The following is a 12,150-nucleotide window of genomic DNA, read 5'->3' on the forward strand; positions in this document are numbered from 1 at the left end:
AAGAGAGAATGCTGGTTAAAGTTAACCAGCGAAAATTAGAAAATAGAATCGGCACAAGCATAATTTGCAGGGACTAAAATGCAAATTTAAAATAATACTTGCTCTCATCAACTTTGCTGATATGGTGCATAGCCTTTTCTGAAATCAAATATTGTTCAATTTCAGGGAAAGAACCAAAACCGGAAGCAACATTGACATGGCCTACAGCTCCCAGATTAATCGGTTTGATCTTCCAGGCTTTCGCCAGAACCTGAGCATCTTCAAAACTTAGCCATGGATCATTTTCACTGATCAACAAAGTCGTTGGAGCCTGAATCTTGAGCTGCTGAAAATAGGCACTGTAATCTGTCTGGTTATCACGGGCAAAACCATTTTCCCCAAAACGTACCGGATTGGCAGGTGCAACCAGCACCAGATTTTTGACTTTAGTATTCAGTTCAGGATGCTGGGCCAGTGCTGCCACGCTGGTCAAACAGCCAAAGCTATGTGCCACAATTTGTACATCATCTGGAATGGCTTGCAGGGTTTTAACAAATTCTGCGACCCATACATCCAGTACCGGATGATTCCAGTCTTTTTGCTGCACCCGGGAGCAACGCATGAGCCGGTGTTGCAGGCAGGTTTGCCAGTGATTGTATTCACTGCCACCTACACCGGGAACAATAAGCGTATGAGTCATGTCGATGCTCCTGTATGAAATCAGCTTAAATTATTTTTTGCGCTGTTAGCTTTAACGATCTGGTCAAAAACACCACCATTTTCAAAGTGGGCTTTCTGTACTTTATCCCAGCCACCAAACTCCTGATCAATAGTCACCAGTTTTAATGGCTTAAAGACTTGGTTATATTTCGCCAGTATTTTTTCATTACGTGGGCGATAGAAGTTACGTGCTGAGATTTCCTGACCCAGTGGTGAGTAAAGGAAGTTTAAATAACCCTGGGCCAGGTATTTGTTGCCTTTTTTATTGGCATTCTTTTCAACAATCGCCACGGGTGGCTCAGCCAGAATTGACAGGGAAGGAGTCACAATTTCAAACTTGCCCGGTTGTTCACGAAGGGCTAAATGTGCTTCATTTTCCCAAGCCAGTAATACGTCACCGATGCCACGTTCAGCAAAAGTGGTGGTTGAACCACGCGCACCTGAATCAAGTACTTTGGTTTGTTTATAGATTTTACGAACAAATTCTTGTGCAGTTTTGTCGTTACCGCCCGGTAAGTGTTTTGCATATGCCCAAGCTGCTAAATAGTTCCAGCGTGCACCGCCTGAAGTTTTAGGATTTGGCGTGATAATCGCTACACCTGGTTTTATCAGATCACCCCAATCCTTGATGCCCTTTGGATTGCCTTTACGTACCAGGAATACAATAGTAGAAGTATATGGTGTTGAGTTTTGTGGTAATTTTTTCTGCCAGTCTGCAGGTAACAGTTTGGCTTTTTCGACCAGTACATCAATGTCAGCGGCTAATGCCAAAGTTACGACATCGGCATCCAGACCATCAATCACGGCACGTGCCTGTTTACCTGAACCGCCATGTGACTGTTTAAAGTTGATGCTTTGGCCAGTACGGCTTTTCCAGTATTTACCAAATTCTTTATTGACGTCTTCATAGAGTTCACGCGTCGGATCATAAGAGACATTCAGAAAGTCGCGCGCTGCAGCAGAAAACGAAGTTGCTGAAATAACAGCAGCCAGAACCCCTAGTTTTAGTTTTGTTGAAATGCTCATGTGAACCTCAAACTCTTACACGTTTTGTAACATGAGTGAAGAATAAACCTATTCTTTATGCATAAAAAATAATTAAAAATGAATTTTATATGAAAATATAAGATAAAAGGTTTTATAAGTATTTGAAACAACAATGGCCTTATTCAATAAGGCCATTGTATAGACATTTATTATTACGATTTTGTGCTATTTGCCTTTACGATCTGGTCAAAGATACCGCCATTGGCAAAGTGTTTTTTCTGTACCTTGTCCCAACCACCAAACTCTTTATCAATGGTCACCAGCTTCAGCGATTTAAAGACATTGCTATATTGTTTTAATACTGCCGCATTACGTGGGCGATAGAAATTCTTTGCAGCAACCGTTTGACCTGCAGGTGAGTACAAGTAATTCAGATACGCTTTTGCAAGGTTTTCATTGCCATCTTTTTTAGCATTTTTTTCAACGATTGCTACTGGTGGTTCAGCCAGAATCGACAAAGAAGGGGTGATGATTTCAAACTTGCCAGGCTGTTCACGAATCGCCAGATGTGCTTCATTTTCCCAAGCCAGCAATACATCACCGATACCACGTTCAGCAAAAGTGGTGGTTGAACCACGTGCACCTGAGTCGAGTACTTTAGTTTGTTTGTAGATCTGGCGAACAAAGTCTTGAGCTTTAGTATCATTGCCGCCTGGCTGATGTTTCGCCCAGGCCCAAGCTGCTAAATAGTTCCAGCGCGCGCCACCAGAGGTTTTCGGGTTTGGTGTAATGATTTCTACGCCAGGTTTCACCAGATCGCCCCAGTCTTTAATGCCTTTAGGGTTGCCTTTTTTCACCAAGAAAACGATGGTTGAGGTATAAGGTGTTGAGTTTTGTGGGAATTTCTTTTGCCAGTCTTTAGGTAGCAGGCCACGAGCAGCGATTTCATCAATGTCTGCAGCTAGAGCCAAAGTCACGACGTCCGCATCCAGACCATCAATGACAGCACGTGCCTGTTTACCTGAACCGCCATGTGACTGTTTAAAGTTCACATCCTGACCAGTAGATTTTTTCCAGTAAGCACTGAATTCTTTATTAAAGTTATCGTACAATTCGCGAGTTGGGTCATAAGACACGTTCAGGAAGTCTTTTGCAGATACGCTAAAAGCGGTTGCTGAAATAAGTGCTGCCAATACCCCAATTTTTAATTTACGGATGTTCATATTTGCCTCAAATGTTTCTTTGTTTTGTTGGATGGGGCAAGAATAGCTGGAGATTTTTTGCATAAAAAATAATTAAAAACGAATTTTATGTGAGTAAAACAGATATATAGACGGAGCTTATATTTCATCGCTTTATCCGTCATCAGAGAGGCCTTAAAAGCATGTTGTATTTAAAAAATGCTCAACCCGTCAAAGATATAGATGTGCTGGATCGTGCCTTTCATTATGGTGATGGTTGCTTTACTACCGCGCGCATCCGTCGAAATCGGATCGAGTTAGCAGACCGTCATCTAGCCCGTTTAAGGATGAGCCAGCAAAAAATAAGTTTGCAGGCTGATCTGGACCTGATTGAAAAAAGTTTGCAAGCGTTATTGAAATCAGAAGATGAATTGAACGGAACCTTAAAGATTGTACTGAGTCGTGGTATAGGACAGCGTGGTTATAGCCTGCCAGAGCATCCGGCAGATCTTTGGGTGTTCTATTATCCGAAAACAGTACAGGACTTCAGTTATGAGCAGATTCAGACGGGTGTATTGCAACAGGCCATTGGCCTCAGTATGCCGAATCTGGTGGGGCTGAAAACCTTAAACCGTCTGGAACAGGTGTTGCTTAAACAGGAAGCGGATCAGCATGGCTGGCCGGAAGCACTGGTAACTGATGTGCAGGGTACAATTGTTGAAGGGGTGAGCAGTAATTGCTTCATTCGTATAAACAATACATGGATTACACCAGAACTTCGTTATAATGGCGTCTTCGGTGTGATGCGTGCAGAAATTTTGCAACGTATGCAGGATCAGGGCATTATCTGTCAGCAGCGTGATGTGGAAATGGATGAAATTCCCCATATCGACAGTCTGTTTTTCTGCAATGCGCTCAGTCCGATGAAAATTGCCACTCAATTTGAGCAGCGTGCTTTAAATGTAGATGCTTGTATTGAACTTTTTAACCGTCTTCGATTGAATCAGATGCCTTATTAATATGTCAGCTTCCAAGTCTAAAACCAAAAAGAAAAATAATGCCAAACGCCCTGGTTTCATGAAAGGGATAGTTTTATTTCTAATCGGGATACTCTTGGTTCTAGGGTTGATCCTGAAAGCTAGCCTATGGAAAGATTATCCTGTAGAAAGTCAAAAACAGTTACTGGCAATTAGTAACGGTGAAACCTATTCTGGATTTATTGATCGGCTGGCCAAAGAAAATTATGTCAGCTTTCCGATTATTTTAAAGCTGTATCAGCGCATCATGATTCATGACACCATGAAGGCGGGTGTCTATGAAATTCCTCAAGGTATGAGTATCCGTGCAGTGCTGGACATGATTTCCAATGCAGAAAATGCTCAGATGAACCGGATTCTGGTGATTGAAGGTACGACTTTTAAACAGCTGATTGATGCCTTAAAGAAAGATGATCTGGTAACTAAAGAAGTGGTGAATTTGCCAACCGATCAATTGCTCAAAGAACTCAATATTCCATTTAATCATCCTGAAGGTCTGTTTGCTCCGGATACCTATTTCTTTGCCAAAGGCGAAACGGATCGCAAGATTCTGACCGATCTTTATCAGCGCCAGATGAAGTCTCTGGATCAGGCTTGGGAAAAACGTGCTTCAGATCTGCCATATCAGAATAAATATGAAGCGCTGATCATGGCATCGATCATTGAAAAAGAAACCAGTCTGGATAGCGAGTTACAACAGGTATCAGGTGTATTTGTACGCCGTTTGAAAATCGGCATGCGTCTACAGACAGATCCAACCGTGATTTATGGTATGGGTGAGAATTACAAAGGTAATATTACTCGTCAGGATCTACGCACTCCAACACCTTATAACACCTATACCATGGCTGGCTTACCACCAACACCGATTGCCTTACCAAGCAAAAAAGCTATTGAAGCAGCAATGCATCCGGACAATTCACAAAATCTTTATTTTGTTGCAACGGGTAATGGTGGGCATAAATTCAGCAGCAGTCTGCAAGACCACAATAGAGCAGTGCAAGAATATCTCTCTGTTTTACGTTCAAAAAATAAGGAATGAGCATGTTTATCAGCTTTGAAGGCACTGAAGGTGTAGGGAAAACCACACTCATTCGTCGTATCTATGATGATTTTATTGCTCAAGGTAAAGAGGTCGTGCTGACCCGCGAGCCGGGTGGCACACCAATGGCAGAACAGATTCGTTCACTATTGTTGGCCGTAAACCACGAAGAAGCGATGTGCCATGATACAGAGTTATTGCTGATGTATGCGGCACGTGCCCAGCATCTGGCACAAGTGATTTTACCCGCTTTAAATGCTGGAAAAATTGTCTTATGTGATCGCTTCAGTGATGCCAGTTTTGCCTATCAATGTGCAGGACGTGGACTCAGTGAAGACAAGCTGAATCTGTTAAATCAAAATTTTGTGGAACGTATGCCAGATATTACGTTCTGGCTGGATGCACCGATTGAACTGGGTATGAATCGCGCTCGTGCCCGAGGTGCGCTGGATCGGTTTGAGCAAGAGAAAGTTACTTTCTTTGAGAAAGTTCGCGCTGGATATGCAACACTATGCCAGCGTCATCCAGAGCGGATTAAATGTCTGGATGCAACTCAAACACCGGATCAGGTGTTTGAACAGGCACTGTCTTATTTAAAATAATTTTATTCTAAAGACATTTTTGGCATACTTTTCTCTAGTTATTTCAAGAAAGAATCTTCTATATTGAAATAAATCAGGAAGATAAAACATGATGAAAAGTACAAGAGAAGAAATCATCCAGTTTTTACAGCAGGAATTTCCGCAGAGCCTGGAAAAGTGCCAGATCGAAGTTGTAGTGCCTCAGGGTGCAACTGTATTGTATCGAGTGAGTGAGCAGGAATTACGTCCCGGCGGCACGGTATCTGGCCCTACTATGATGACCTTGGCTGATCTGGCTTTATATATTGCGATCCTCGGTGAGATTGGACTAGTTGGCCTGGCAGTGACCACGAACTTAAATATCAATTTTCTGCGTAAACCTTCGGGTGGTGTTGATCTGCGAGGGGAAAGTAAATTGATGAAAGTGGGGAAGGCGCTTATTGTGGGAGAAGTCTGGATTTATTCGATTGATCAGGAAGAGCCGGTTGCCCATGTGACAGCGACCTATTCGGTTCCACCACGTAAAGAACCCATACACTCCTTAAAATGCTGATTAACTCATACAAATCATATGCTTTATTTAAATCCGGATTATTCTAAAAACTTAAAAAAATCACAGCCAAAGAAAAGGCAGATAACATTTAAAAATATGATCTGCCTTATTTATATCTTTAAGCATTCACCAAAGGAGTTTCTACTTCAAAACTTGGTGGAATTAGTACAGTTTTACGTAGTTCAGGCAGCAATTCTGGATAATCTAGGGTGAAATGCAGGCCACGGGATTCTTTACGTTGCATGGCACAACGCACAATCATCTCTGAAACGAGTACCAGATTACGCAGCTCGATCAAGTTTTTGCTCACCTGATAATCCTGATAGTATTCGGTAATTTCTTTCTTTAACATCTCAATCCGGTGCAGGGCACGTTCTAGACGTTTAGTCGTGCGGACGATACCCACATAGTTCCACATGGTCTGACGCAGCTCGTCCCAGTTTTGCAGAATGACGACATCTTCATCAGGATTGGTCACCTGAGAATCATCCCATTCTGGTACTTCAGGGATAGCTTGATCTGCCTTGAAATTTTCCTGAATATGTTTGGCAGCACTCATGCCATATACAAAACATTCTAAAAGTGAGTTGCTGGCCATGCGGTTAGCACCATGTAAGCCAGTATAGGACGTTTCACCAATGGCATAGAGTCCGACAATATCAGTCTGGCTATTTTCATCTACGACCACACCACCACAGGTATAATGCGCAGCAGGAACCACAGGAATCATTTCCTTGGTGATGTCGATGCCAAGCTCTAGCAGACGTGCATACAGGGTCGGGAAATGTTCCTTGATGAAGCCTTCATCTTTATGGGTAATGTCCAGCCAGACATGACGAATGCCCAGACGTTTAATCTCATAGTCAATTGCACGCGCCACAATATCACGTGGTGCCAGTTCTGCTCGCTCATCAAAGCGCAGCATAAAGCGCTCACCATCAGGAAGGCGTAAATAGGCGCCTTCACCACGCATAGCTTCTGTAATCAGAAATGAACGGGCTTGTGGATGATATAAACAGGTCGGATGGAACTGGTTGAATTCCATATTGGCAACCCGGCAACCGGCACGATAAGCCATCGCAATCCCATCACCGGTCGCGATATCAGGGTTCGAGGTATAAAGATAGGCTTTCATCGCACCGCCACAAGCCAGGGCAGTAAATGGTGCTAAGAAAGTATGGACTTGTGCACTTTCTTCATTGAGTGCATATAAACCTAAGGCGCGATTTTCACCATCTAAGCCCAGTTTTTGTGAGCAGATTAGATCAATCGCAATGTAATTTTCAAAGATGGTAATATTTTCTTTTTCCTGAGCGCGCTGTACCAACGTGGTAGAAATGGCACGCCCAGTCGCATCAGCTGCGTGAATGATTCGGCGCTGTGAATGGCCGCCTTCACGGGTCAAATGTAATTGTTCCTGCTCATCCAGGGTAAATTGGACGCCGTGTTTCAGCAGAAAATCCACCGAAGGCTTACCACCTTCAACCGTCTGCTTCACCGCATCCATTTCACACAGATGTACACCTGCAATCATGGTGTCATCAATATGCTGTTCAATCGAGTCTGTCTCATCCAGTACTGCTGCAACGCCGCCTTGTGCATAATAGGTACTGGCATCGGTCAGGGTGGATTTGGCAAGAACTGCAATATTAAAATGTTCAGGCAAAGAAAGTGCTAGACTAAGACCGGCACCACCACTGCCCACAATGATCACGTCAAAATGATGGGTAAGGGGAAAATTAGACATGTCCATCAGCTAATTGAAAAAAGTCCGTTAATCAGAGCGCTTTTTTGTACAAAAGGCAAGCGTTTAAGTGCTCATTTATTGATGAAAAAAATTAATAAAAGCTTTAACTTAATGCTTTAGAAAAATTAAAGGTTGCCAACATTCAAGCTTTCGAACATATTGTTACTTAAAATATATGAAGTTTGTGATAAAACCTATTTACATAAATTTATCAACAATTTGGGTGAATAATTTATATGAAAATTCTGGATTTAAAAAAAGGATTATTTGCAGCGACTGTTACCATGAGTGCTGCTCAGTTACAGGCAGTAACACCCGTCGATTTTTCTAACCTGGTTGATCAGGTCAGTCCGGCAGTTGTCAGTGTGAGTGTTGTCAAGAAAATGAGCGAAGAAGAGCTCTTGCAACAACAGGTTCCTGAAATTTTACGCCGTTTCTTTGGTAATCAGGTGATTATTCCGCAGCCACGTGTACCGCAGGAAAAAACCGGATATGGGAGTGCCTTCTTCATTAGTAAGGATGGCTATCTGCTGACCAACCACCACGTAGTTGAAGATGCGTCTAAAGTGACAATTACCTTGAATGATCGTCGGGAAATTGATGCGACAGTCGTGGGAAGCGACGAGCGTACCGACGTCGCTTTGTTGAAAGTCAATGGTTCAGGTTTCCCGGAACTGCGTACTGGTGATGTCGATAAATTACGTGTAGGTGAACCCGTATTAGCAATCGGTTCACCTTTTGGTTTTGACTACTCCGCTTCTGCCGGGATTGTCAGTGCCAAGATGCGTAATATGATGGGCGAAACCGCAGTCCCATTTATTCAGACTGATGTGGCCCTGAATCCAGGTAACTCGGGTGGACCACTATTTAACCAGCGCGGTGAAGTGGTTGGGGTGAACTCACGAATCTTCAGTGGTACTGGCGGTTATATGGGCCTGTCATTTTCGATTCCCATTGATGTCGCTATGGAAGTCGCTGACCAGCTGAAACGTGATGGTAAGGTGACCCGTTCTTATCTGGGTGTAAGCCTGCAAGATATCGACCGTACTTTGGCTGAATCTTATAAATTATCTAAGCCAGAAGGTTCTTTAATTACCCAGGTGGCACCAAACTCGCCAGCGGCTAAAGCGGGTCTGCAAGCCGGTGATGTGATTTTAAAATACAATGGTACTGATATTTCACGCACTAGTCAGTTGCTGAACTATTTGAACCGTTCTGCACCTAAACAGCAGATCCAGCTAGAAGTACTACGTGATGATAAACGCCGTAGTATCAATGCAACACTCACGACTGCACCAGATGAAACGCCAGCCAAAGCAGGTAACCAGGCTCAGCCAAATAAAGGTCCGGTATTAGGCGTTACTATTCGGGAATTAAGCCCGGCTGAAAAAGAGCGTTTAGAGATTAAGGGTGGTGTAGTCATTCAGGATGTTCGTAGAGATGGGATCGCAGCTCAGGCACGGATTATGCCAAATGATGTCGTGACTCAAATCAATGGTAAAGCAATCTTGAACAGTAACCAGTTTGTGGAAGCTGTGGCAGATTTGAAAAAAGGTAGTGTTGCCCGTGTCGGTCTGATTCGTCAGGGTCAACGTGCCATTGTCGGGATGCGCATTTCATAAAATAAATGAATCTTCAATAATAAAAGACCGCTTGTATAGGCGGTTTTTTATTTTTCGCAATTTACCCGAGGCATAATTTCTGTAGACTCTGTATATAGAAAAAATTGCGATAAAGGATTAGAGAAAAGTGACCGGTATTTTTGACCAAGTTTTAAAGGTACAACCTGAACATATTGATCGTCTAGGACATGTGAATAACGTAGTTTATGTGCAGTGGATGCAGGATGTGGCCTCGGCGCATATCGAGCAATTAGGACTCGGTTTAAATGAGTATCTGCAACTTAAACATGCCATGGTTGCAGTTGAACATCATGTCCAGTATCGCAAGGCGGCATTTGAAGGGGATGAGCTGATTCTACGAACTTGGTTAAGTGATCTAAATGCCTTGTATTCATTCAGACAGTATGTATTTTATCGTCCGCAGGATCAGAATATCCTATTTACCGGTAACACGCAGTGGGCCTGTATCGAAATTGCGTCGGGTCGACCGAAGCGTATGTCGCCAAGTTTTACCCAAGCTTATCAGCCCCTCTCAGACAGTATTAACCCTTATGATTTTTCTACTTTATATTTGAGCGAAGAAGCAAAGGCGATAAGAGAAGAATCAATCTAATAAGGTGATGATATCGAGATTGAATAGAGGGGAGCTACCAAATAGGAAGCAGCTCATTTAACAAGCTGTTTTCTGAGAAAAAAGCTGAGGAAAAGAAAATAAAACATAAAGCGGTTACGTATTTAAGATAGGCGAGAGAGAAGAAAGATAATTCTTTTTCTGTATCTCCATTCTGCTATAATCCTCGGCAATTTCTATTCGGCTTTTGTTATGCAATGACTTTTTAAATTGCATGACGCGTTTTTTTCTCAAGGTAGCCCATGGCGCAAGCTAAAAAATCTGTTGATATTAAAAACATTCGTAACTTCTCGATTATTGCGCATATTGACCACGGTAAATCGACTCTGGCAGATCGTTTTATTCAAACTTGTGGTGGTTTGCAGGATCGTGAAATGCAGGCTCAAGTTCTTGATTCTATGGAACTTGAACGCGAACGTGGGATTACCATCAAAGCGGCTTCGGTCACCTTGTACTATACCCATCCAAATGGCCAAGAGTATCAGTTGAACTTCATTGATACCCCGGGACACGTGGATTTCTCTTATGAAGTTTCACGTTCTTTGGCGGCCTGTGAAGGTGCACTACTGGTGGTAGATGCAGCACAAGGTGTAGAAGCGCAGTCTGTTGCAAACTGCTATACCGCGATTGAGCAGGGTCTGGAAGTTTTACCAGTACTGAACAAAATTGACTTGCCACAAGCTGAACCCGAACGTGTAATTCAGGAAATTGAAGATATTATCGGGATTGAAGCGACTGAAGCACCGACCTGTTCAGCAAAAACTGGCCTAGGTATTGAAGGTGTGCTTGAAACGCTGGTGAATGTCATTCCTGCACCAACAGGTGAACGTGATGCACCGCTGCAAGCGTTGATTATTGACTCATGGTTCGATAACTACCTGGGCGTAGTATCTCTGGTTCGTGTGAAACAGGGTCGTGTTCGCAAGGGCGACAAGATGCTGGTGAAATCGACTGGTCAGACACATATCATCACTTCAGTCGGTATTTTCAATCCGAAGCATACTGAAACCGATATCCTTGAAGCGGGTGAAGTTGGTTTCGTGATTGCCGGTATTAAAGACATTTTTGGCGCACCAGTGGGTGATACCATTACACTGGCAACTACTCCAGAAGTTCCAACATTACCTGGTTTCAAAAAAGTAAAACCACAGGTATATGCGGGCCTGTTCCCAATCGATTCCAGTGATTTTGAACCTTTCCGTGAAGCATTGCATAAACTGCAAATCAATGACTCTGCGCTGTTCTTTGAACCAGAAAGTTCTGATGCTCTAGGCTTCGGTTTCCGCTGTGGTTTCTTAGGTATGCTGCACATGGAGATCGTACAGGAGCGTCTAGAACGTGAATACGATCTGGATTTGATCTCTTCAGCACCAACGGTAATTTATGAAGCAGTGATGAAAAATGGCAATACCATTTACATCGACAGCCCATCAAAAATGCCAGATGGTTCAACTGTTGAAGACCTGCGTGAACCAATTGCAGAATGTCATATCCTCGTGCCACAGGAATACCTGGGTAATGTCATGACCCTATGTATTGAGCGCCGTGGCGTACAAAAAGACATGAAGTTCATGGCGAACCAGGTCTCTGTTACTTTTGAAATTCCAATGGCTGAAGTGGTGATGGATTTCTTTGATAAATTGAAATCTTGTTCACGTGGTTTTGCGTCACTAGATTACAACTTTGTGCGTTTTGAAAGTTCATCACTGGTGAAAGTGGATGTCCTGATCAATGGTGAAAAAGTCGATGCACTCGCAATGATCTGCCACCGTCAGGATGCACGTCACCGTGGGATTGCACTGGTTGAAAAAATGAAAGACCTGATTCCTCGTCAGATGTTTGATGTGGCAATTCAGGCGGCTATTGGTGCGCAAATTATTGCCCGTTCTACCGTAAAAGCAATGCGTAAAAACGTATTGGCAAAATGTTATGGTGGTGACGTATCACGTAAGAAGAAACTTCTTGCAAAACAGAAAGAAGGTAAGAAACGTATGAAACAGGTGGGTAGTGTTGAAATTCCACAAGAAGCGTTCTTAGCTGTACTGAAAGTCGAACGCTAATACTATAAGG

General features: G+C 43.1%; 11 protein-coding genes. 7 read left to right on the forward strand and 4 right to left on the reverse strand.

Translation table 11 applies throughout. The annotated features are described in order from the left end of the window. Window positions 1-73: 73 nt before the first annotated feature. The 3 genes from FTU72_RS05450 to FTU72_RS05460 all read right to left on the reverse strand — a co-directional run bounded on the left by FTU72_RS05450 (window position 74) and on the right by FTU72_RS05460 (window position 2,909). On the reverse strand, window positions 74-679 hold the full coding sequence (locus FTU72_RS05450) for an alpha/beta hydrolase (protein ID WP_180010707.1): 606 nt from the start codon (window positions 677-679) through the stop codon (window positions 74-76). Window positions 680-699: 20 nt separating this feature from the next. Next, window positions 700-1,725: a sulfate ABC transporter substrate-binding protein gene (locus tag FTU72_RS05455; RefSeq protein WP_179992694.1), complete on the reverse strand. Its 1,026-nt coding sequence runs from the start codon at window positions 1,723-1,725 to the stop codon at window positions 700-702. Window positions 1,726-1,898: 173 nt separating this feature from the next. Continuing rightward, window positions 1,899-2,909 (reverse strand): sulfate ABC transporter substrate-binding protein, encoded by a 1,011-nt coding sequence (locus tag FTU72_RS05460; RefSeq protein ID WP_034703949.1) that lies wholly within the window; start codon window positions 2,907-2,909, stop codon window positions 1,899-1,901. Window positions 2,910-3,070: 161 nt separating this feature from the next. Between FTU72_RS05460 and pabC the strand changes: the two genes are divergently transcribed. From pabC to FTU72_RS05480, 4 genes are all read left to right on the forward strand, one after another. Then, window positions 3,071-3,886 carry an aminodeoxychorismate lyase gene (gene pabC, locus FTU72_RS05465; protein ID WP_180010709.1) on the forward strand — a complete coding sequence of 272 codons (816 nt, stop codon included), beginning with the start codon at window positions 3,071-3,073 and terminating at the stop codon, window positions 3,884-3,886. A gap of 1 nt (window position 3,887) precedes the next feature. Then, a complete protein-coding gene (gene mltG / locus FTU72_RS05470; protein ID WP_180010711.1) occupies window positions 3,888-4,946 on the forward strand; it encodes an endolytic transglycosylase MltG in 1,059 nt (352 codons plus the stop codon). 2 nt (window positions 4,947-4,948) lie between these two features. Next, window positions 4,949-5,548 (forward strand): dTMP kinase, encoded by a 600-nt coding sequence (gene tmk, locus FTU72_RS05475; RefSeq protein ID WP_125279347.1) that lies wholly within the window; start codon window positions 4,949-4,951, stop codon window positions 5,546-5,548. 91 nt (window positions 5,549-5,639) lie between these two features. Continuing rightward, entirely contained in the window at window positions 5,640-6,080 is a 441-nt protein-coding gene (locus FTU72_RS05480) for a PaaI family thioesterase (protein ID WP_180010738.1), read from the forward strand. Window positions 6,081-6,198: 118 nt separating this feature from the next. Here FTU72_RS05480 and nadB read toward each other — a convergent pair whose 3' ends face one another. After that, window positions 6,199-7,827, reverse strand: coding sequence for an L-aspartate oxidase (nadB, locus tag FTU72_RS05485; protein ID WP_180010713.1), 1,629 nt, complete (start codon window positions 7,825-7,827; stop codon window positions 6,199-6,201). Window positions 7,828-8,063: 236 nt separating this feature from the next. On the opposite strand from nadB, the gene FTU72_RS05490 reads away from it, so the two are divergent. The 3 genes from FTU72_RS05490 (at window position 8,064) to lepA (ending at window position 12,140) form a co-directional block, all read left to right on the forward strand. After that, window positions 8,064-9,449: a Do family serine endopeptidase gene (locus FTU72_RS05490; protein ID WP_125279350.1), complete on the forward strand. Its 1,386-nt coding sequence runs from the start codon at window positions 8,064-8,066 to the stop codon at window positions 9,447-9,449. A 127-nt stretch (window positions 9,450-9,576) separates the two neighbouring features. Beyond that, the gene (locus FTU72_RS05495) at window positions 9,577-10,062 is read left to right on the forward strand and encodes a thioesterase family protein (protein WP_179992701.1); all 486 of its coding nucleotides are present in this window, start codon (window positions 9,577-9,579) and stop codon (window positions 10,060-10,062) included. 260 nt (window positions 10,063-10,322) lie between these two features. Then, entirely contained in the window at window positions 10,323-12,140 is a 1,818-nt protein-coding gene (lepA, locus tag FTU72_RS05500) for a translation elongation factor 4 (RefSeq protein WP_004784519.1), read from the forward strand. The last annotated feature ends 10 nt before the right edge of the window (window positions 12,141-12,150 follow it).

The organism is Acinetobacter sp. YH12137, assembly GCF_013418535.1.
Lineage (GTDB): Bacteria > Pseudomonadota > Gammaproteobacteria > Pseudomonadales > Moraxellaceae > Acinetobacter.